The 22,370-nt window shown below is 33.2% G+C and carries 17 protein-coding genes, 1 other RNA gene and 1 riboswitch; of the genes, 2 read left to right on the forward strand and 16 right to left on the reverse strand.

Annotated features, from left to right (window positions below):
• Positions 1-8 precede the first annotated feature (8 nt).
• The 9 genes from M2651_RS12315 to smpB all read right to left on the reverse strand — a co-directional run bounded on the left by M2651_RS12315 (position 9) and on the right by smpB (position 7,839).
• Positions 9-554 (reverse strand): hypothetical protein, encoded by a 546-nt coding sequence (locus M2651_RS12315; protein ID WP_252132652.1) that lies wholly within the window; start codon positions 552-554, stop codon positions 9-11.
• A gap of 333 nt (positions 555-887) precedes the next feature.
• Positions 888-1,244, reverse strand: a complete 357-nt coding sequence (locus tag M2651_RS12320; protein ID WP_252132653.1) for a DUF4351 domain-containing protein — start codon at positions 1,242-1,244, stop codon at positions 888-890.
• 37 nt (positions 1,245-1,281) lie between these two features.
• A complete protein-coding gene (locus M2651_RS12325) occupies positions 1,282-1,521 on the reverse strand; it encodes a hypothetical protein (protein ID WP_252132654.1) in 240 nt (79 codons plus the stop codon).
• 222 nt (positions 1,522-1,743) lie between these two features.
• Positions 1,744-2,137: a transfer-messenger RNA gene (gene ssrA, locus M2651_RS12330) on the reverse strand.
• 234 nt (positions 2,138-2,371) lie between these two features.
• Positions 2,372-3,298, reverse strand: coding sequence for an ABC transporter permease (locus M2651_RS12335; RefSeq protein ID WP_252132655.1), 927 nt, complete (start codon positions 3,296-3,298; stop codon positions 2,372-2,374).
• Positions 3,298-4,347 (reverse strand): ABC transporter permease, encoded by a 1,050-nt coding sequence (locus tag M2651_RS12340; RefSeq protein WP_252132656.1) that lies wholly within the window; start codon positions 4,345-4,347, stop codon positions 3,298-3,300. Before M2651_RS12340 ends, M2651_RS12335 begins: the two co-directional genes overlap by 1 nt.
• A 20-nt stretch (positions 4,348-4,367) precedes the next feature.
• Positions 4,368-5,873 (reverse strand): ABC transporter ATP-binding protein, encoded by a 1,506-nt coding sequence (locus tag M2651_RS12345; RefSeq protein ID WP_252132657.1) that lies wholly within the window; start codon positions 5,871-5,873, stop codon positions 4,368-4,370.
• Positions 5,874-5,948: 75 nt separating this feature from the next.
• Positions 5,949-7,061 carry a BMP family ABC transporter substrate-binding protein gene (locus M2651_RS12350; protein WP_252132658.1) on the reverse strand — a complete coding sequence of 371 codons (1,113 nt, stop codon included), beginning with the start codon at positions 7,059-7,061 and terminating at the stop codon, positions 5,949-5,951.
• A 127-nt stretch (positions 7,062-7,188) separates the two neighbouring features.
• A riboswitch (purine riboswitch) is annotated at positions 7,189-7,290 on the reverse strand.
• A 78-nt stretch (positions 7,291-7,368) separates the two neighbouring features.
• Positions 7,369-7,839 carry an SsrA-binding protein SmpB gene (smpB, locus tag M2651_RS12355; protein WP_252132659.1) on the reverse strand — a complete coding sequence of 157 codons (471 nt, stop codon included), beginning with the start codon at positions 7,837-7,839 and terminating at the stop codon, positions 7,369-7,371.
• A 214-nt stretch (positions 7,840-8,053) separates the two neighbouring features.
• On the opposite strand from smpB, the gene M2651_RS12360 reads away from it, so the two are divergent.
• Positions 8,054-9,454, forward strand: coding sequence for an aspartate ammonia-lyase (locus tag M2651_RS12360; RefSeq protein WP_252132660.1), 1,401 nt, complete (start codon positions 8,054-8,056; stop codon positions 9,452-9,454).
• A 55-nt stretch (positions 9,455-9,509) separates the two neighbouring features.
• Positions 9,510-10,745 (forward strand): [FeFe] hydrogenase H-cluster maturation GTPase HydF, encoded by a 1,236-nt coding sequence (hydF, locus tag M2651_RS12365; RefSeq protein WP_252132661.1) that lies wholly within the window; start codon positions 9,510-9,512, stop codon positions 10,743-10,745.
• A 47-nt stretch (positions 10,746-10,792) separates the two neighbouring features.
• Here hydF and hydG read toward each other — a convergent pair whose 3' ends face one another.
• The 7 genes from hydG to gltB all read right to left on the reverse strand — a co-directional run bounded on the left by hydG (position 10,793) and on the right by gltB (position 22,340).
• Positions 10,793-12,169 carry a [FeFe] hydrogenase H-cluster radical SAM maturase HydG gene (hydG, locus tag M2651_RS12370; protein WP_252132662.1) on the reverse strand — a complete coding sequence of 459 codons (1,377 nt, stop codon included), beginning with the start codon at positions 12,167-12,169 and terminating at the stop codon, positions 10,793-10,795.
• 1 nt (position 12,170) lies between these two features.
• Positions 12,171-13,217 (reverse strand): [FeFe] hydrogenase H-cluster radical SAM maturase HydE, encoded by a 1,047-nt coding sequence (gene hydE, locus M2651_RS12375; protein WP_252132663.1) that lies wholly within the window; start codon positions 13,215-13,217, stop codon positions 12,171-12,173.
• On the reverse strand, positions 13,214-13,471 hold the full coding sequence (locus M2651_RS12380) for a TM1266 family iron-only hydrogenase system putative regulator (protein ID WP_252132664.1): 258 nt from the start codon (positions 13,469-13,471) through the stop codon (positions 13,214-13,216). The genes hydE and M2651_RS12380 overlap by 4 nt, the downstream gene beginning before the upstream one ends.
• A gap of 268 nt (positions 13,472-13,739) precedes the next feature.
• Positions 13,740-15,893, reverse strand: a complete 2,154-nt coding sequence (gene rnr, locus M2651_RS12385) for a ribonuclease R (RefSeq protein WP_252132665.1) — start codon at positions 15,891-15,893, stop codon at positions 13,740-13,742.
• Positions 15,894-16,046: 153 nt separating this feature from the next.
• Positions 16,047-16,280 carry a preprotein translocase subunit SecG gene (gene secG, locus M2651_RS12390; protein WP_252132666.1) on the reverse strand — a complete coding sequence of 78 codons (234 nt, stop codon included), beginning with the start codon at positions 16,278-16,280 and terminating at the stop codon, positions 16,047-16,049.
• 103 nt (positions 16,281-16,383) lie between these two features.
• Positions 16,384-17,799: a glutamate synthase subunit beta gene (locus M2651_RS12395; RefSeq protein ID WP_252132667.1), complete on the reverse strand. Its 1,416-nt coding sequence runs from the start codon at positions 17,797-17,799 to the stop codon at positions 16,384-16,386.
• A 2-nt stretch (positions 17,800-17,801) separates the two neighbouring features.
• Positions 17,802-22,340 (reverse strand): glutamate synthase large subunit, encoded by a 4,539-nt coding sequence (gene gltB, locus M2651_RS12400; RefSeq protein ID WP_252132668.1) that lies wholly within the window; start codon positions 22,338-22,340, stop codon positions 17,802-17,804.
• Positions 22,341-22,370 lie beyond the last annotated feature (30 nt).

The following is a 22,370-nucleotide window of genomic DNA, read 5'->3' on the forward strand; positions in this document are numbered from 1 at the left end:
TGCCTATATTATTGACAGAGTTTGTACAGAATATACATTTTCATAAATTTTTGTGCCTTGAGCACAGCGAAAGGAATGATAGTTAATATGCAAAGTGCAAATGAAAATATTAAAAAGTAAAAACATGCTTTTTTTAACTTCTTTGCTTTCATCATTATTATTAAATTATATCCAAGCTGCATACCAACGGTAAAAGCTGAAATAAAAAGCATTACAGGTATATATACCTTAAAAAGAATTGCTAAAATTTGATTTATTAAAAGTAAAATAAGATATGATATAATGAAGAATTTATTTTCTCTGCAATAAATAATTTTATCCTTACACTCAAATTTAATAAAAAATCCTGAAATTATACCAATAATAAGACCTGAAAATATCCAGAAGTATGGGACATCACTTTTTATTGTTTTTGTAAATAATATATATGAAAAAAACTGCAAAAACATTGAAATAAAAATTAACCATATGACAATTTTTCTGCTTTTGTTAGACTGGAAAATAGCCATAGTAATACTTAAAAGTACAAGAGCAATGCCTAAAAAAGATATCATACATCCTCCTCCATATGACATTGTTTTTTATACATTATTTTTGAGCCAAATTATAAATAAAAAGTAACTCATCTCCTTCTATAATACGGTAAAATGATCTGTTCTATTTTATATTTTGTAATATTATACCATATTTTTCAACATAATAACATCTATAATTTTACAACAAATTCCAACAAAAAGCACATAGTTTAGGGTTAATTCACCATTTATCATACTTCATAAATTCCACTTAACTTTTTCAAAAAAGCCCTGATTTCTCAAGGCTTCAGGCTGTTGAATTTTTACTTTTTTCGCTGTCTACTTAACTGAGAAGGATTCAATAAAAAGTTATCATTTGAAATATTTCATTACTTCATCTATACTTTCTATTTCTAATATATCCTCAACTATTATCTCTAAAACTGCAACATCTACAGTTTCAATTTTATTTTTTATTTCATTAGGTAATATCCCAAATTTTTTTGTAAGAAGTTTTATTACTGATTTTGTCAATACCTCTTTTTTTCCTTCTTTTCTTCCCTTTTCTAAACCCTCTTCTAATCCCTTTTCTAACCCTTCTTTTCTAAAAATATCTGCTAATGTCATGATATTCTCACTCCCCTCAATAAATGTTTTTTCTATCTCCTTTGCTATTTTTTCAAAATCATTTCTTGTCATATCATTATATGAACTAAATATGTATCTCATATAGGTCTCAAAATATTGTACGCCTGTTTATTTATCTTCAAGTTCTGATAAATAAGTTGCTGCCTTTACAATAGAATCCTGTATCCCTCTCACATCTTTTGTAAATATGTCTCTGTGCAAGCAAAAAAAATGCTAAAAGTAAATATCTGCCCACTTTTCTATCATTGTGTTTTAATTTTTCTCTGTTTAGTTCCATCTTAACAACCATTAGCCATATTAAAATTAAATAAGTTATATTAAATATTATTTCTGTCATTCCTCTAATACTCTCTGACATAAGTCATCCCCCATAAAAATAAAATTACATTATATACATATTTACTAAATAATAAATTAAGTACTAATCCTTTTAATTATCTTTAGACAACTATTTAAATTCCTATATAAGTTATAAATGAATATGTACTGTTTCCTGTCAAGTAAATAGTGATATGCTCATTCAAAAAAGCCCTGATTTCTCAAGGCTTCTATCTATTGTATCAAAATCGTAGTTCAAATATGGTGGAGGCGAGGGGAGTCGAACCCCTGTCCGAAAGCAGAAATACCTAAGCATCTCCGAGTGCAGTTCTTGTATTAGTGGTTAGGCGACACACCTGAAGGTATTGTCCCCAACCTGTTCCCTCTGCTAGACGCCCAAGAACTGGCTTCTAGTTTCAGTAGCTTCATAAATTCCGTTCCCTAGGCAAAGCTTACTAGGGCTCGTTTCACCGCTGTCGACGCCAGACTCTAAGCCGCGGTACTCTTAGGCTGACGTTAGCAGACTAAGCTGCTAAAGCTAAATTATCGTTTTTAGCGTTTATATTTAATCCCATAGTTTTTTAAGGCGGGTCCACAGGTTCCCTCCACTCGCTTCCCAGATACTCCGTACCCCCGTCGAAACCAAGTACGCCCCCAGGTCATAATCAGATAACCTGTATCTGATTTATTATTATGAATTATAATTTAAACTTATGCTAAATTAAATTCATATGTCTTATCGACAATACTTATAATACAGCATATAAAGTAAATTATCAATAGTTATTTTAGTTCAATATAATCAAGTTTTGCCCTAAAATGAACTATTTACCTTACATGGTTAGTTTATTATATTCCATAAATAAATATTTTGCAATATCTATTCATTTTTATCTTTCTTCTCTAAAATAAGCTAATCCTAGAGATTTTGGCGAAGAGTTCTTTTTTGACTTTCTAACAGATAAAACAACTAAAATAACTATAGTCACTAAATAAGGAAGCATTCCTAAAAAATAAGGTGAAATAAAGCTGTTTTCGATTCTGAAGCCTATTATGTCAAGTCCTCCAAAGAGATATGAACCTAAAATCGCTTTATAAGGATTCCAGGCTGCAAAAATAACTAATGCTACTGCTATCCAGCCTCTTCCTGCAGTTATGTTTTCCTGCCAGGTTGGCACATGAACTAAGGATAAATATGCCCCTCCAAGACCTGCTAGAGCTCCCCCTAGAAGTATATTTACATATTTATACAAATTCACATTTATGCTTACAGCATCTGCTGCAGCTGGGTTTTCACCTACAGCCTTAAGGTTTAAACCTGCATTAGTTTTATACATATACAAACCTACTACTATAACTATTATATATGATAAATAAATAAACAAATCCTGCTTAAAGATTACTTCACCAAAGAAAGGTATATCTCCAAGCAAAGGCAGCTTTATCGGCATAAAGAAATTTTTTATACTTTCAGGAAGAGATTGACCTACGACCTTTTGTCCAAGCAAACTTGAAAGTCCTGAACCAAATATAGTTAAAGTAAGTCCTGTTACTACTTGATTTGCTCTTAAAGATACAGTTAATACTGCATAAATTAAAGCTCCAAAGGCGCCTGCTGCCATAGCAGCAATTAACGCAGCAAATGGATTTCCAGTATTATGTCCTATTAAAAAGCCTAAAACTGCACCAATAAGCATCATGCCTTCTACTCCTAGGTTTAAATGTCCTGCTTTCTCTGTTAATATTTCCCCTAAAGTTGCAAGTAGAAGCGGAGTACCAGCAACTATTGCTGCATGTAAAAAAAGCCCTAAATCCATTACTGAACCCTCCTTAAAGTCAGTTTATACCTCATAAATAGTTCACTGCCTAGTACAAAAAATAATATTAAAGCTTGAATAACATAAGCTGCAGCATTAGGAATTCCAAATGCTGTTTGTATATAAGAGCCCCCTTCTACAAGTCCTGCAAAAAGTAAAGACACAATTAAAATAATAATAGAGCTTAGATTTGAAAGCCATGCTATGATGATAGCTGTATTTCCTGCTCCGCCAGTTACTTCAATAGATAATGTCTGCGAAACTGCAGAAGCTTGTATAAATCCAGCAAGTCCACATAAGGCCCCACTTATGCAGATAGCTATAAGCATAGTTTTATTAATATTAATTCCTGCATACCTTGCAGTATTCTTACTTTCTCCAAGAACCGCTATTTCATAACCCAACTTGCTTTTCTTCATTATTATATAGAACACTATTACTATAATAAGTGCAATTATCCAGCCTGCGTGTATACCGAAAACTTTAGGAAGTATAGCATTTTTAGAAAAGTTAGCTATTTTAGGGAAATTCATCGCCTTTTTATCTCTCCATGCATCATACTGAAGAAAAGTTATAAATTTCAATGCTATATAATTAAGCATCAAAGTTGTTATAGTTTCATTAGTATTTAAATACACCTTTAAAGCACCTGACAACATTGCCCAAAGAGCACCAAATACTACGGCTGATACTGCCATCAGAATAAGAAGCAAAGGTTTTGGAAGTGTACTTAAATTTAACCCAACCAATGCAGCTCCAAAGGCTCCCATTAAAATCTGACCTTCTCCTCCTATATTCCAAAACTGCATTTTGAAAGCTACAGAAATTCCTATGGCTGTTATAACTAAAGGAATTGTTTTTATAATAGTTTGTTTACTCCTATAAAATGACCCAAAAGAACCCTTTATCATACCTGCAAAAACCTTAATAGGATCAAAGCCCATAATGGCTAAAAATATGCCTGCAGCTGCTAAAGCCAGAATTATAGCAATAATTCTTACCTTTATACTACTAATTTTACTTATTTCTTCTCTTTTAATAAGCCTCATTAAAGCAATACCTCCATTCCTTAACTTACACCAACCATCATAAGTCCGAGCTTTTCTCTTGTAGAATTCTCTGAATTTATTATTCCACTTACTTTTCCGTCGCAAAGTACCATAATTCTATCGCAAAGCTGCATTAATACATCTAAATCTTCTCCTATAAATAAAACTGAAGTACCACTTTTTTTAGCTTCATTTATTAAATTGTATACAGTAAAACAAGTATTGATATCCAATCCTCTAACAGGATAAGCCATCACTAGAAGCCTAGGCTTTAAACTTAATTCCCTACCTAACAGGATTTTTTGAATATTTCCACCTGATAGATATTTAATTGGGTAATTAATACTAGGAGTTTTAATTTCTAAGGATTTTTTAAGTTCCTTCGCCTTTTCCGCTACTGGTTTTCTATCAATTATAAACCCTTTTTGAAGATGATAAGACTTTAAAAGAAGATTATCTACCATATCCATAGAAGCTACCAATCCCATACCAAGTCTGTCTTCAGGTATAAAACTCATGCTTATACCTCTTTTTATAAACTCTCTAGGGTTTTTACCTTCTATATTTTCACCATCAAAAATAATAGCTCCTGACTTTGCACTTGCTATACCTGCTATAGCTTCGCAAAGCTCCTTTTGACCAGAACCAGCAATGCCTGCAACACCTAAAACTTCTCCTTCTTTTATTGAGAAGGAAACATCTTTGACAGCCTCAGCACCTTCTTCGTTTAAAACTGTAAGATTTTTAACTTCTAAAAGTTCTGCACCTACTTTAGTATTAAGCTTTTCTATTGATAAATCTACAGCTCTTCCAACCATCATTTCAATTATTTCATTTTCATTTGTTTCTTCTTTAAGTACAGTTTTTATTGTTTCGCCTTTTCTAAGGATAGTTATTTTATCACAAACTTCCATAACCTCGTCCATTTTATGAGAGATAAAAATAATGGCACAGCCCTGCTCCTTCATTTTTCTCATTATTTTAAAGAGCTTTTCTGTTTCCTGAGGAGTAAATACAGTGGTAGGTTCATCTAAAATCAATAGTTTTGCCCCTCTATACAGAACCTTTAATATCTCTAAATTTTGTTTTTCACCTACAGACATATCTGAAACATACTTATCTAAATCTATTGCTAGTCCATACTTTTCGCAAAGATTTTGTACGTCTTTATCTATTTTTTCTTTTTTACTAAATAAATTTTTCTTTTGTCCCAGCATAATATTTTCTCTAGCTGTCATTGCATCAACAAGCTTAAAATGCTGATATATTGTTCCTATACCGCATTCTATGGCATCCTTTGGTGAAGTAAATCTAACTTCCTTATTATTATATTTAATTGTTCCGCTGTCTGGTGTATAAACACCTGAAATAATACTAATTAATGTACTTTTTCCTGCTCCGTTTTCACCAAGCAGAGCATGAATTTCTCCTGGATAAATAGAAAGATTTATATTTTTGCTGGCAGTAACCTTGCCAAAACTTTTATGAATATTTTCTAGAACTATTAAAGGAGTGGTCTTGTTCATTTTTACCTCCATATATAAATTGGAACTGAAGCCTAAGCTTCAGTTCTCTCTCATTCTTTTATAATATTACTAAATTTAGTTAGCTGGTATAGTTCCATCTACACCTTCTACAAACCAATTCATATTCCAAACTTCATCATCTGATAATGTATTTCCTTTTTCAACTTTTACATTACCCTTTTGATCTTTAATTTCTCCAGTAAAGATCTTAAGTTTACCATCCTTGATATCTGCTTTTGCTTTTTCAACAGCATTCTTTGCTTCTTCTGGTACAAGTGAAGTTAATGGGGCTTGATCTACTACACCATCTGCATATGATCCCCAGTACTTCTCTGACTTCCAGGTTCCATCCATAATAGCTTTAACTTGTTTTACATAATATGGTCCCCAATTCCAAACTGCAGATGTTAAATTAGCCTTTGGAGCTGTCTTGCTCATATCTGTATTATAACCAATAGAAAATACACCCTTAGCTTCTGCTGCCTGTTGTGGTCCTGCTGTATCCTGGTGTTGTGCAATTACATCTGCACCGCTATCAATAAGTGCTAAAGCTGCATCTTTTTCTTTTGCTGGATCATACCAAGTATTTGTCCAGGTAACTTTTACTTTTATATTTGGATTAACTGATTTAGCTCCTAAAGTAAATGCATTAATATTTCTTATTACTTCTGGTATAGGGAAAGCACCTACAAAACCTAGTGTATTTGTTTTAGTTTTTAGTCCAGCTACAATACCGTTTAAGTACATCATTTCATGAATTTTTCCAAAATACTGTCCCATATTATCTGCCATCTCATAGCCTGAACAATGTAAGAACTTTATATCTTTATGTTCATTAGCAGCTGCAAGAAGACCTTCTTGAAAACCAAAGCTTGTACCAACAATAACCTTAGCACCTTGCTCTATCATGTCTTCAACTACTTTTTGAACTTCTGCCTTATCTTCTTTTACAGATTCCTTATAAATGGTTTCTACCTTACCCTTTAATTCATTTTCAAGATAAAGTCTTCCTTGATCATGAGCATATGTATAGCCCCCATCACCTATAGGCCCTACATATATAAAACCTACCTTAAGCTTAGTTTCCTCTTTGCTTGATGCAGGTTCTGTTTTTTGTGTGCTGCATCCAGTTAATACTAATGAAGCTGCTGCAATTGTAGTAACAAATAATTTTACAATTTTATTCATAATTAAGTTCCTCCTTTAAAAAATTTATTATTTAACTTAACTTACTAAATAATGTTAAAAAAACAAAATTCCTGAACACTACCTGTCCAGGAATGCATAATTACTTTATATTTATATAAATAAAATTAAAAAGCAATTACACATTCGTAGTCAGGTAATTTACGGCAACCTGGTAGAAACGCCTGAACCATATCATCAAGCATATACGAAGTGAATATTTTTTTATTTTTTTTAAAAAACGTTCGTGTAACCCACAGCTATATATTATACTAATAATAGATAAAAATCAACAGTTATTTTTATTTTTTTAATATCTATATTTTTCTTTCATTTGTCTATCAATATCTCTCTTAGCAGCTCTTTCCAGCATATCTTCTCTCTTATCATAATTATGCTTACCTTTTGCTACTCCAAGAGCTACTTTTACTCTTCCGTTTTTCAAGTAAAGCGATAATGGTATTAATGTATAGCCTTTTTGTGCTATATAACCTGCAAGTTTCATTATTTCCCCTTTATGAAGGAGAAGCCTTCTGTCTCTTAATGGATCTTTATTGAAAATATTTCCTTTTTCATAAGGACTTACGTGCATATTTCTAACTATAACCTCTCCATTTTTTACTTCAGCATAGCTATCCTTTAAATTCGCTTTTCCGCCCCTTATTGATTTAACCTCAGTCCCTACAAGCTCAATTCCCGCTTCATAAACTTCTTCTATAAAATAGTCATGTCTTGCTTTTCTATTTTCTGCAAGAGTTTTATTGCTCTTATCCTTTGCCATAAAACCACCAACTTTTTAAATATTTATAGTAATTTATTATATTACATTCAAGTAGTACAAGTCAACATTGCATTTCATCATAACTTCAATAACAATATAGCTTTAATAAAATTATAATGCTATAATTATTTAGAGATTTATTGGGAGAACCAGTTTCAAGTATTAACTTGTACTTGTTGTTCCCTATAGATAAAAGGGTAAAGGATTGATTAAAGTGGACTTTAGAATAGAGAAAGATTTATTAGGTGAAAAATATATTGATGATTCAAATTATTTTGGTATAAATACTGTAAGAGCTATTGAAAATTTTGATTTAAAAGGCAAGTTTGTCAATTTAAATTTAATTAAAGAAATTGCTCTTATTAAAAAAGCTGCTGCTATTGTAAATAAAAGTTTAAAAAAACTTCCAGAAGAAAAAGCTGATGCAATAATAAAGGCTAGCGAAGAAGTTCTAGAGGGTAACTTTGATGATGAATTCAAGATTAGTGCACTTCAAGGCGGTGCAGGAACTTCTACTAATATGAATGTGAATGAAGTAATTGCAAATAGAGCAATTGAAATACTTGGAGGAAAAAAAGGCGAGTATAATATTATACATCCGCTTAATGATGTTAATATGTCTCAGTCAACAAACGATGTATATCCAACAGCTTTAAGAATTGCTGCTATTCGTCTTATAAGAATTTTAAGTAATTCTCTTGCGGATTTGCAGGAAGCTCTTCAGGTAAAAGAAAATGAATTTTCCCACATAATAAAATTAGGCAGAACTCAGCTTATGGATGCACTTCCTATGATGGTTGGACAGAGTTTTGGTGCCTATGCCAAAGCCATTGAAAGAGACAGATGGAGAATATACAAAGTAGAAGAGAGACTTAGACAAGTTAATATTGGCGGAACTGCCATAGGAACAGGGTTGAATGCAACAAATAAATTTATATATATGCTTACAGATGTAATTCAGGACTTAACCAGGCTTGGTATTGCAAGATCAGATTTTCCTATGGACATTACTCAAAATTGCGATGTGTTCGTAGAAGTTTCAGGCCTATTAAAATCCTGCAGTGTTAACCTTTTAAAAATCTCTAATGACTTAAGGCTTTTAAGTTCAGGTCCAAAGGGTGGAATCGGAGAACTTAATCTGCCGCAAATGCAGGCTGGTTCAACTATAATGCCAGGCAAAGTAAATCCTGTAATACCTGAAATGGTAGCCCAAATTAGTATAAAAGTAATTGCAAATGACAGTGCAATTACTATGGCAAGCTCCATGGGCCAGCTTGAGTTAAATGCCTTCACTCCTCTTATAGCTGAAAGTCTTCTTGAGTCTTTAGAATTATTAAATAAAGGTGTTATTATTTTTAAAGAAAAATGTATACAAGGAATAACTGTCAATGAAACAAGATGCAGAGAAAATCTTGAAAAATCTACTGCACTTGTAACAGCTCTTGTACATCACATTGGATATGACGCTGCCAGCATTATTGCAAAGAAATCATTATCTGAAGGAAAGACTATAAGAGAAATTCTTTATGAAGAGAATATACTAACTAAAGAAATGATAGATAAAATATTGAGTCCATATGAATTAACAAAGCCAGGCATACCTGGTAAAAAGTAAATTTCAGGTGAAGCATAACTTTATATGCACCCCATCATTTAAAGGAGGAATTCTAATGAGTTTAAATGAAACACCACGAGGTGAAAGAGTTCATATTGCATTATTCGGAAGGAGAAATGCTGGTAAATCAAGTATTATAAATGCAATAACAGATCAGGAAATAGCCATAGTATCAGATATAAAGGGAACCACTACTGATCCTGTATATAAGTCTATAGAAATATTGCCCATTGGCCCCTGCGTTATAATTGATACTGCTGGGCTTGATGATGCAGGAGAACTTGGAGAACTTAGAAAGAAAAAAAGTCTAGAAGTATTAAGTAAAACAGATATTGCTCTTGTAGTAATAGATATGTCTGTTGGAATCACAGATTATGATAAATTTATTATAGAACAAATAAAAGAAAAGAAAATTCCTCTTCTATGTGTTTTGAATAAGATTGATAAAGCTGAAATAAAATATGAAGAAATACAATCTCTTGAGAAGAAACTAAATATACCGGTAGTAACTGTATCTGCAGTTACAAAGCAAGGTATAAAAGAACTTAAAAATAAAATAGTTTCTATATTACCTGAAGACGAAGATAAATTCAAAATTGTTGGAGACCTTCTTAGCCCTGGTGATTTTGTTGTGTTAGTTACTCCTATTGACAAAGCTGCACCAAAGGGAAGATTAATACTTCCCCAACAGCAGACTATAAGAGATATATTGGAAAGTGATGCCATTTCCATAGTTACTAAGGAATACGAATTGAAGGAAACCTTAGAAGGTCTTTCTAAAAAGCCAAAATTAGTTATTACAGATTCTCAGGTTTTTCTTAAAGTAGCAGCAGATACTCCAAAAGATGTTCTAATGACCTCATTTTCAATACTATTTGCAAGATATAAAGGTGACTTGGTAGAACTCATTAGAGGTGTCAAAGCTTTAGAAAAGTTAAAGGATGGAGATAAAATTCTAATATCAGAGGGCTGTACTCATCATAGACAGGCTGATGATATAGGCAGAGTTAAAATACCTAGATGGATAAGACAAATTACTGGAAAGCAAGTAGATTTTGAGTTTTCCTCAGGGGTAACTTTTACTGAGGATGTTAAAAAATATGCGCTTATAGTACACTGCGGCGGCTGCATGTTAAATAGAAATGCTATGATCTCAAGAATAAACGATGCCAAGGAGTATGATGTACCTATAGTTAACTATGGAATTTTAATTGCTTATGTTCATGGTATTTTAGACAGAGCCCTTGAACCTTTTCCATTAGCAAAAATGATTTGGGATGAAGAAGAATAATACAACACAAAAAATACCAGAGCACACTCTGGTATTTTTTGTAAATTCTAAATAAATAAATCTCTTTCTCCAGCTTTAATTCTCTCAATATTATCTAATACAAGCTTTTTAATATCTTCTCTAACTATTTTTTCAGCTTCACTTTTTATCAATTCTTCTGCTTTTTTATATAATTCTTCATCTCCATAATCCATTACGTACTCCATAAGAGTCATCATAGCATTAGGTCCACAGACATTCTGAATTTGCCCTGATTTAGCAAGTCTCATAAATCTGTCCCCAGTCCTTCCACTTCTGTAACAGGCTGTACAGTAGCTTGGCAAATGCTTATCATCAATCAGCTCTTTTAATATTTCCAAGGGGCTTCTATGATCTGATATGTCAAATTGATCTACACTTTTATTTTGCTCTCTTTCCTTATATCCCCCAACGCCTGTAGAAGAACCTGCGCTTATTTGAGATACCCCATACTTAATAAGCTCTCTTCTCATCTCTGCACTTTCTCTAGTAGACATAATGATGCCGGTAAAAGGTACTGCAATACGAGTAACAGCAACTATTCTTTTAAAGGTTTCATCATCAATTAAATATGGGAACTCATTCAGGTTCATACCCTCAGCTTTTTTAAGCCTTGGGAAAGATATTGTGTGAAAACCTACCCCAAATTTTTCTTCCAGGTGCTCGTTGTGCAGCATAAGTGCCAAAACTTCAAATTTAGGATCAGCCAGCCCAAACAAAACTCCTGCACCAACATCATCTATACCAGCTTCCATTGCCCTGTCAAAAGCAGTAAGATGATATTCATAATCACCTTTTATACTCTTTGGATGCATTTTTTCATAAGTTGGCTTATGATAGGTTTCTTGAAACAAAATATATGTGCCTATCTTCGCCTCCTTGAGTTTTTTATAATCCTCAACTGTAGTTGCAGCAATATTAACATTAACTCTTCTTATACTTCCTGTATCAACTTGTGTACTGTAAATAGCTCCTAAAGCCTCAACAATATAATCAATATTACAGTTTACAGGATCCTCTCCTGCCTCTAGTGCTAATCTTTTATGTCCCATTTTTTCTAAAATTTTAACTTCTTCCTGTATTTGCTCCATAGTAAGCTTTTTCCTAGGAAATTTATTATCTCTTTTATAGCCGCAATAAATACAGTTATTTACACAATAATTGCTAACGTATAATGGTGCAAATACAACTATTCTATTTCCGTAAATAGATTCTTTTATTTCCCCTGCTATAGAAAACATCTCCTTAAGCAATTCCTCATCCTCTAGATGAAGAAGAACTGCTATATCCCTGTGCGAAAGCCCTTTTCTTTCTCTTGCTTTTTCTAATATAGCTTTAACTTCTTCTTTCGTACTATTTTTAGTTTCCTTTAACAAGCCTTCAATATACTCATGATTAATAAACATATTAAAATTTCCCCCAATCTTTATAATCTCCTCTTGACATATCAACAGAAAATCCTGCTTTTTTAATTCTTCCTTCTATGCACATTCTGCATTCAGCCGCTTCATCACCTGTGCAAATCTTGCCATCATACAATGCATATTTTTTTCTTACACTCGTTGGCGACAAATTAGGCATCACTACATTAGCTCCTGCCTTAATTCCTTTTTCTCTTCCTATTGGATCAATGCTTCCTAAAGCTGTAGTAGCTGGCAGCAGTACCTTAGGCAGCAAAAGCCTTATTATAGCAAGCATTATAATAGTTTTTTCAAGTGTTCCTCCTTTTTCCTTACCTAATGGAGTATCCTTATGAGGAATAAATGGTCCAATACCAACCATATGAGGTTCTAATCTCTTTAAAAATACTAAGTCTTTAACATAATCTTCATTTGTCTGTCCAGGCAGTCCTATCATAAAGCCTGCCCCTACCTGATAGCCAATAGCTTTTAAATCAAATAGACATCTAATCCTGTTATCAAAACTCATTCCAGGATGAAGCTTTTCATAAAGCTCCCTTGAGGCAGTTTCGTGTCTTAAAAGATATCTGTCTGCCCCTGCTTCATAAAACCTCTTATAAGAATCATAACTTTTTTCACCTATAGAAAGGGTTATTGCAGTGTCTGAATATCTATTTTTAATAGCCTTGACTATTTGAACTATTTTCTCATCTGTAAAGTAATCGTCTTCTCCACCTTGAAGCACAAAGGTTCTATAGCCTAGTTTATAACCTTCACTGCAGGCTTCTAAAATTTCATCCTGTGTAAGTCTGTATCTATCGGCAAGTTTGTTTGCTGCTCTAATACCACAGTATTTGCAGTTTCTTTTACAGTAGTTAGTAAACTCAATAAGACCTCTCATAAATACTTTATCTCCGTAAGTATTCATTCTTGTTTCATGAGCTTTTTCTATTAAATAATTCTTATCCTCATCATTTAAGTTATTAAGAAGCTCAAGAAGTTCCTCTTCCGATAAGTTGTGCTCTAAATAAAGTTTATCAATAATGAATTTCATCCTTGAATCTCCTTTTTTGATATAGCCGTTTTCACTAAAACATGGTTAATATTACCTAACTTACCAGTTAAACTGTTTATATCATTTAGTTCTCCAAGTACTGTTATGCTAATAACTGCAATACCTTCCTCTTCAAAAGGAATTCCCATTCTACCCTTTACTATTCCTTTAAAACTAGAAACAACTTCATTAAACTCTTTTTGACATAGTTTAGGTTCTTCTAAAATTGCACTTATTACAGCAATCTTTTTCATGTATTACCTTCATCCTCCCCATACAACCTATAGTTTTAAAATAAAAAAGCTTTCCAAAAGGAAAGCTAAATTTACATAAAACTACAGCCTATGAAATAAAGCAAGGCCAATATGTATATTTCTTTCCTTTCAGATTAGAATTCTCTTTTCTGTTAGGTAATATATGCATTTATCAAATATATGAAGAATGCTCTTTATATATTTGAAGTTCTACTATGTTAATATTTTATCAATTTTTCACTGCTGTTGTCAAATAAATTTAATGATTTTAAAAATTAATTTTTTCATCAGTTTCCTCTTTATCTTCCTCTTCCTCAACCAGCTCAAAATATATTTCTCTTAAGTCTATATCTACCTTTGATACTTTAACTTTAGCCTCATCTCCAAGCCTGTATATCTTCTTAGTTTTCTCACCTATAAGACTTAATTTTTTTTCATCAAATATATAATAGTCATCATCAAAATCACTTATATGTATCAAGCCTTCAATAGTATTAGGCAGCTCTACAAACACACCAAAGCCGGTTACAGAAGATATTATACCATCAAAAACTTCACCAATTCTATCAGCCATATATTCAGCTTTTTTAAGATCATCTACTTCTCTTTCAGCCTCCTGAGCTACTCTTTCCATTTCTGAAGATTGCTTCGAGGCATATTCTACTTCTTTATTTAATCTATTAATCCTATTTTCATCAATTTGACCATTTATATATTCTTTTATAATTCTATGAATAATAAGGTCTGGATATCTTCTAATTGGAGAAGTAAAGTGGCAATAATACTTTGCAGCCAAGCCAAAATGGCCTACACACTCTGGAGCATATCTTGCCTGCTTTAAGGAGCGAAGGAGAAGAGTGCTTACAACTGTTTCTTCTTTTTTACCTTTAATTTTTTCAATTATCTCCTGCAGTGATTTAGGATGTACATCTTTAGTCCACTTTACAGCATAACCTAAATTGTGCACAAATTCATGAAATATATTTAATTTTTCTTCGTCTGGATCTTCATGAATTCTGTAAACAAAAGGTATATTAGCCCAAAACATGTGCTCAGCTATTGTTTCATTGCAAACAAGCATAAATTCTTCAATTATTCTATTGGCAATTTCTCTTTCATAAGGTTTTATTTCTATAGGTTTACCTTTTTCATTTAAAATTATTTTACTTTCTTCAAACTCAAAGTCTATAGCACCTCTGCCCATTCTTTTTTTATGAAGTATATTGCAAAGCTCCTCCATAGCCTTGAAATCATCATACAGATACTCATATCTTTTTATCAAATCTTCATCTTTATCCCTTAAAATCATTGTTACATCAGTATATGTCATTCTCTCGTTTGTTTTTATTACGCTTTCAACGATTTTATGATCTAAAACCTTTCCGCTTCTATCAATTTCCATAAAACAGCTTAATGCTAATCTATCTACCTTTGGATTTAAGCTGCATATTCCATTTGACAGCTTTTTAGGAAGCATAGGAATAACCCTGTCTATTAAGTATACTGAAGTACCTCTTTTAAGAGCTTCTCTATCTAACGGATTTTTTTCTCTTACATAATGAGATACATCGGCAATATGAACCCCTAGTCTAAAGTTACCATTTGACAGTCTTTCTATAGATACAGCATCATCCAAATCCTTTGCATCTTCTCCGTCTATAGTTACCATCTGAAGATTTCTTAAATCCTCACGTCTTGTATATTCTTCCTCTGGTATTTCATCAGGTATATTTTCAGCATATCTTTCAACTTTAGAAGGAAACTCTTCAGGCAATCCATGCTTTTTAATTATAGTTAGGATATCTATACCTCTGTCTCCTTTGTTTCCAAGTACTTCTACTATTCTTCCTTCCGGGTTTCTCCTCTTTTCAGGCCAGCTTGTTATCTCTACAATTACTATTTGACCTGTCTTAGCACCGTTCCTTTCACTTTTAGGTATAAAAATATCTTGGTATATTCTTTTATCATCAGCTACTACAAAACCAAAATTTTTACTATCTTCATAAGTACCTATTATCGTTTTGCTTCCTCTTTTAAGAATTCTGATTATTTCCCCTTCTCTTCTCTTTCCTCCCTGTTCTTCTTTGGTTATCTTTGCTATTACCTTATCACCGTGCATTGCACCAGCCATATTAGCTATAGAAATAAAAACATCTGGTTCATTTATTTCTGGAATAACAAATCCATAACCCTTCTGATGTCCCTGCAGCTTTCCTACCACCAATCCCATTCTTTCGGGAACACCATAATGGTTTGTTCTAGTTTTAATTATTTCACCGTCCTTCTCCATATCATCTATAGTATCCTGAAACATCATAAATTCATCTTTACTAATATTAAAAGCATAAGCTAATTCATATACTGACATAGGCTTATAAGCCTTCTCTCTCATAAATTCTACAACAGCTTCTCTTATATTCAATGTAACATCTCCATTCTCAATACATTATTACTTTTTCTTATTTTTCCTATTTATTGAAATTATATTCTTAGAGTTATCCTATTTTGACGTTTATCTTGATTTTATAATAAAATAAAAAAGTACGGCCTCACAGACCATACTCTAGCAGTTTTACTATTCTACTAAATTTAACGCAATTACAACTGCGGCAAATAAAATAGAACATATAACAGTTAATCTTGCCATAACAGCTTCATAAGTTCTAGCTTTATTTTTGCTGTAATATGTATCTGTACTTCCTCCACCTATAAATCCAGATAAGCCACTAGTTTTGCTTGGCTGCAACAATACTGAAACTATTAATACCATTGAAATTATTACAAGTGCAACTATTAGTGCAATTCTCATATCAATATACCTCCCATAAAATTATACATTGATATTCTATCACAATAAAACTAATATTACAATCTTATTAGTGTTTCAAAAGGGGCGCAAAAAAGCGCCCCTTTTAATCATTCATCAAATATTCATCAACACACTGTGCTACCTGTCTTCCGTCATTTATTGCTCTTACTACCAAAGATTGACCTGTTCTCATGTCTCCTGCAGCAAATACACCTTTTCTTGAACTCATATAATTTTTATCTGTTTGTACGTTGCCTCTTGCATCAAGAACAAGTCCAAACTCTTTCAACATTCCTTCATGCTGTGGTCCCAAAAATCCCATAGCAAGTATTACTAAATCTGCTTTCTGCTCAAATTCTGTACCTTCAAGCTCCTTCATTACAAACCTGCCGTCCTTCTTTTCCCACTCTACTTTAACGCCATGGATTTTTGATACTTTTCCATTAGTACCTGTCAGCTTCTTAGTAGATACACACCACTCTCTAGTGCATCCCTCTTCATGAGAAGTAGATACCTTTAAAGTTTGAGGATACATTGGCCAAGGCATTGTTGCATCTCTTTCAACAGGTGGCTTTGGCAGAATTTCATATTGAATGACTTCTTTTGCCCCCTGCCTTATAGCTGTACCAATGCAGTCTGCACCTGTATCTCCTCCCCCAATAACTACTACAGTTTTATTCTTTGCATTAATTTCTGTATTCTTAATTTCACCTGCATTACATTTATTTTGCTCTGTTAAAAACTCCATAGCAAAATGTACACCTTCAAGCTCTCGTCCTTCTACCTGTAAGTCTCTTCCTACAGAAACACCACCGGTTAATAAAACTGCATCAAATTCCTTTTCCAAATCCAAAGCAGAATAATCCTTTCCTATATAAGTATTAACTTTAAATACCACTCCTGCCTCTTCCATAAGCTTTACTCTTCTGTCTATAACCTGTTTTTCAAGCTTAAAATCTGGAATTCCGTAGCGTAAAATTCCGCCAGGCTTATTATCTTTCTCAAATACAGTAACTGAATGTCCAAAAGAATTCAACAAATCAGCAGCAGCAAGCCCTGCTGGTCCTGAACCTACAACAGCAACTTTTTTACCAGTTAAAACCTTCGGCTGATTTGGTTTTACCCATCCATTTTCAAAAGCCGTCTCAATTATAGCAAGCTCTATTTGTTTTACAGTTACTGCCTCTCTGTTAACTCCTAAGGTGCAGGAACCTTCACAAAGTGCAGGACAGATTCTGCCTGTAAACTCTGGAAAATTACTTGTAAGAGAAAGCTTTTTATAAGCCTTCTCCCATTCAGATTTATATACCATATCATTAAAGTCTGGAATTAAATTTGCAACCGGACAAGCCCAATTACAAAACGGAACTCCACAGTTCATGCACCTAGCTGCTTGAGTTTTAAGTTTATCTTCACTTAGTTGACCAACTATTTCCTTATAATCCTTTGTTCTCTCTTCTATTGGTCTTTTTGGAGGATTTTCTCTTTCATAATCTTTAAAACCTGTTAACTTACCCAAAATCAAGCACCTACCTTTCCAACTGCAGCTTCAGTCTCTTTAAGCTCATTTAATATTTTCTTATAAGCAGTAGGAATTACTCGTTTGAATTTTTCTATATACTTATCCCAATTTTTAATAATTTCCTCTGCTCTTTTACTGTTAGTATTTTCAAAATGTTCTACTATCAGGCTGTATACTTTATCAGCATCCTCTTTTGGAAGTGCTTCAATTTCAACCATTTCCTTATTGCATCTTTCTTCTAGATTAGAGTTTTCATCCAGCACATAAGCTATTCCTCCGCTCATTCCTGCTGCGAAGTTTCTGCCTACACTTCCTAAAATAACTGCTGTTCCGCCTGTCATATACTCGCAGCCATGATCGCCAACACCTTCAACTACTGCAGTAGCACCACTGTTTCTCACTGCAAAACGCTCTCCTACAAGACCGTTTATAAACAATTTACCACTAGTAGCTCCATAAAGTATAGTGTTTCCTGCTATAAAGTTTTTGTGCTGCTCATAGGAAATTCCTTCTGGAGCTTTTAGAATTATTTTTGCTCCTGACAAGCCCTTTCCAACGTAGTCATTTGCCTCACCTTCAAGTATTAAGGTTAATCCCTTAATACCAAATACACCAAAGCTTTGACCAGCAGAGCCTTTGAATCTGAATGTCAAAGTATCTTCTGGAAGACCGTCATGACCATATATTTTAGCTATTTCACCGCTTAACATAGCACCAACAGATCTATGTGTATTTCTTATTTCAAAATTTGCACTTATTTTATTCTTTTCATTACCCTCAAGCACATTTTTGGATAATTGAATAAGTCTAAAATCTAAAGAAGTTTGTAAACCATGATCTTGAGACATAACACAATAGGATTTAATTCTCTTTGGAACGTCTGGTTTATATAACACTGTATCATTAAGTTTCAATAATTTAGCTTTTTTATTTTCTATATTAGTCTTAACTTCAATTTTATCAGTTCTTCCTATCATTTCATTAATAGTTCTGAAACCTAAACCTGCCATTATTTCTCTAACTTCTTGTGCAATAAAAGTTAAGAAGTTTATTACATACTCTGGCTTACCCTTAAAGTTTTTCCTTAACTCTGGATCCTGAGTTGCTATACCCATATCACATGTATTGCTATGACATTTTCTAAGCATAGTACAGCCTAAAACTACTAGTATGCTTGTAGCAAAACCAAATTCTTCCGCACCAAGAAGTGCTGCTATAGCTACATCTCTTCCTGTTTTTAACTGTCCGTCAGTTTGAATTCTAACTCTGCTTCTAAGATTATTTAAAAGCAGTACTTGGTGAGTTTCAGAAAGACCAAGTTCCCATGGAATACCTGTATGCTTGATAGAAGATATAGGTGAAGCTCCTGTACCGCCATCATAACCGCTTATTAAAATAACATCTGCGTGAGCTTTTGCAACACCAGCTGCGATAGTTCCAACACCTACTTCTGATACCAGCTTTACGCTTATTCTAGCAGAAGGATTAACGCTCTTTAAATCAAAGATAAGCTGCGCTAAGTCTTCAATAGAATATATATCATGGTGCGGCGGTGGTGATATTAGGTCTATTCCTGGTATGGAATGTCTCACTCTTGCTATTTCTACATCTACCTTACCTCCAGGAAGCTGACCTCCTTCTCCCGGCTTTGCTCCCTGAGCAATTTTTATTTGAAGTTCCTCTGCATTTACTAAATACTCTGTAGTAACTCCAAACCTTGCAGAAGCCACTTGTTTTATAGCACTTCTTCTATTATCTCCATTAGCATCCTTATTGTACCTTGTAAAATCTTCTCCGCCTTCTCCAGAATTGCTTTTACCTCCAAGCCTATTCATTGCAATTGCAATAGTTTCATGAGCTTCCTTGCTAATAGAACCGAAGGACATAGCTCCAGTACAAAAACGCTTAACAATTTCGCTTACAGGTTCTACTTCCTCAATAGGAATAGGATTGCTGTATTTTAAATTAAACATTCCCCTTATTGTAGCTAAGTTATCTTCCTGATTGTTAATAAGGGATGCGTACTCTTTATATTTATTATAATCTCCTGTTCTTGCAGCTATTTGTAACTTTGAAATAGTATCAGGATTAAATAGATGGAATTCTCCGCCTTTTCTCCAGGAATATTGACCTCCTACATCTAAATCTGATACCGGCTTTCTAACACTATTAAAAGCTTTCTTATGTCTTTCAAGTGTTTCTTCTGCTAAAACTTCCAAGCCTATACCGCCTATTCTAGAAGGTGTTCCAGTAAAGTATTTATCAATTAACTCTTGCCCTAAACCTAAAGCCTCAAATATTTGTGCTCCTTGATAGCTTTGAAGTGTACATATTCCCATTTTAGATAATATTTTTAGCAATCCTTCATTTATTGCCTTCAGATAATTGTATTTTGCTTTTTCACTATCTAAATTTCCCAATCCATTTTCTTTAGCTAAAGCATCAATAGTTTCAAAAACAAGATAAGGATTTATAGCTGTAGCACCATAACCCAATAATAACGCAAAATGAGTTGTTTCTCTAGCTTCTCCCGTTTCTACAATTAAAGAAACCTTAGTTCTTGCTTTCTTTCTTATAAGGTAATGATGCACTGCTGATACTGCAAGCAAGCTAGATATAGCAGCCTCATCAGCACTTATATTTTTATCGCTTAATATTAAAATATTATATCCTTGCTCTACTCTTCTGTAAGCTCTTGCACACAACTCATCGATTGCTTTTTTAAAGCCTTCTACTCCTGTATCATATTTAAATGTTGTAGACACAGTAACTGTTCTGAAACTTTTATTTCTTAATCCTTTTAATTTATTTATTTCTGTATCTGTAAGTATTGGCTTTTCAATTTCAATAAAAGCACTTTCTTCTCCGTCATGATTTAATATATTTTCTTGAGTTCCTATATAGTTAGCTAATGACATTACTATAGATTCACGAATTGGATCAATAGGAGGATTAGTAACCTGTGCAAATAGCTGTTTAAAATAAGAAAATAAAATCTGATTTTTATTTGAAAGCACAGCTAATGGTGCATCATTTCCCATTGAACCTACAGGTTCCTTACCTTGTACTGCCATAGTTTTTATTATAGTATTAACATCTTCAAGACTGTAACCAAAGGCAACCTGCTTTTCCTTAAGTGAATGAGACTCTACATCTTTATCTTCTTCTGAAACCTCAATATCATTTAATCTGACTTTTGCTTTTTTCACAATATTTACATAGTCTACAGTTGAACATATATCTTTCTTTAGTTCTGCATCCTCAATAATTCTGCCTTGATTTGTGTCAATTAAAAACATTCTTCCAGGCTTAAGTTTTCCCTTTTCAGATATTTCTTCAGGGTTAAAATCTAACACTCCTGCTTCGGATGCTATTACTGCAAGTCCATTTTTTGTAATAACATATCTTAAAGGTCTTAATCCGTTTCTATCTAAAGTTGCACCTACTCTTACTCCATCGCTGAACATTACAGCTGCTGGTCCATCCCAAGGCTCTATTAGTGAACCATGATACTGATAAAAAGCTTTTTTATACTCTTCTAAATCATGTTTTCCCTGCCATGCTTCAGGTATTAACATCATCATAGCATGGGTGATATTTCTTCCATCCTTCTCTAAAAGTTCTAAAACATTATCTAAGGACGCAGAGTCACTGCCATTTGGATCTAAAATAGGAAAGAGTTTTTTAATTTCACTGCCAAAAGTTTTAGATTTTAAAACTCCTTCTCTTGCATTCATCCAGTTTCTGTTACCTCTTATAGTATTAATTTCTCCGTTGTGTGCTAAGTATCTAAATGGCTGAGCCAATTGCCAGTTTGGGAAGGTATTTGTACTATATCTTTGATGCACTAAGGCAATTGCACTTTTAAAATTAATATCGTCTAAATCTATATAATATCCTTTAATTTGATGAGCTTGAAATAAACCTTTATATACTATTGTTCTGCTGGAAAGACTGCATACATAAAAGTACTCAGAACCTCTTTTTACACGAGTTCTTACCTCATTTTCTGTTCTTTTTCTTATTATATATAGCTTTCTCTCAAAAACCTCTTGATTTTCACAAGTACTTTCAATAAAAATTTGTCTTATAGTAGGTTCTGTGCTTTTTGCCTGTTCCCCAATGACTCTGTTATCAACAGGCACATCTCTCCATCCAAGTACCTTTTGTCCTTCTTCTTCAACAATTCTTTCTAAAATACCCTCACAGCTTATTCTATAAGCTGGTTCTTTAGGCAGGAAAATCATCCCTACAGCATATTTATCTTTAGAAGGCAGATTAATTCCTATACTGTCACATTGAATTCTAAAGAATTCATCAGGAAGCTGAACTAAAATACCTGCTCCATCTCCAGTATTAGGATCTGAACCAACTGCTCCTCTATGAACTAAATTTACTAAAACTTGTAGTCCTTTTTTTATAATGTTATGACTTTTTTCTCCTTTTATATTCACTACAGCTCCTACACCACAGCTGCCTTTTTCATATTCAGGTGAATAAAGCCCTTGTTTTTCCGGGAAACCTAAAGTATAACTCATGCAATTACCCCCTATCTATTTATATAATAT

Source organism: Clostridium caldaquaticum (assembly GCF_023806125.1).
Taxonomy (GTDB): Bacteria; Bacillota; Clostridia; order Clostridiales; family Clostridiaceae; genus Clostridium_AT; species Clostridium_AT caldaquaticum.

Coding starts and splice junctions, on each gene's coding strand:
- M2651_RS12315 (WP_252132652.1), bottom strand. CDS start 554: ATGATATCTTTTTTAGGCATTGCTCTTGTACTTTTAAGTATTACTATG.
- M2651_RS12320 (WP_252132653.1), bottom strand. CDS start 1,244: ATGAGATACATATTTAGTTCATATAATGATATGACAAGAAATGATTTT.
- M2651_RS12325 (WP_252132654.1), bottom strand. CDS start 1,521: ATGTCAGAGAGTATTAGAGGAATGACAGAAATAATATTTAATATAACT.
- M2651_RS12335 (WP_252132655.1), bottom strand. CDS start 3,298: ATGGATTTAGGGCTTTTTTTACATGCAGCAATAGTTGCTGGTACTCCG.
- M2651_RS12340 (WP_252132656.1), bottom strand. CDS start 4,347: ATGAGGCTTATTAAAAGAGAAGAAATAAGTAAAATTAGTAGTATAAAG.
- M2651_RS12345 (WP_252132657.1), bottom strand. CDS start 5,873: ATGAACAAGACCACTCCTTTAATAGTTCTAGAAAATATTCATAAAAGT.
- M2651_RS12350 (WP_252132658.1), bottom strand. CDS start 7,061: ATGAATAAAATTGTAAAATTATTTGTTACTACAATTGCAGCAGCTTCA.
- smpB (WP_252132659.1), bottom strand. CDS start 7,839: ATGGCAAAGGATAAGAGCAATAAAACTCTTGCAGAAAATAGAAAAGCA.
- hydF (WP_252132661.1), top strand. CDS start 9,510: ATGAGTTTAAATGAAACACCACGAGGTGAAAGAGTTCATATTGCATTA.
- hydG (WP_252132662.1), bottom strand. CDS start 12,169: ATGTTTATTAATCATGAGTATATTGAAGGCTTGTTAAAGGAAACTAAA.
- hydE (WP_252132663.1), bottom strand. CDS start 13,217: ATGAAATTCATTATTGATAAACTTTATTTAGAGCACAACTTATCGGAA.
- M2651_RS12380 (WP_252132664.1), bottom strand. CDS start 13,471: ATGAAAAAGATTGCTGTAATAAGTGCAATTTTAGAAGAACCTAAACTA.
- secG (WP_252132666.1), bottom strand. CDS start 16,280: ATGAGAATTGCACTAATAGTTGCACTTGTAATAATTTCAATGGTATTA.
- gltB (WP_252132668.1), bottom strand. CDS start 22,340: ATGAGTTATACTTTAGGTTTCCCGGAAAAACAAGGGCTTTATTCACCT.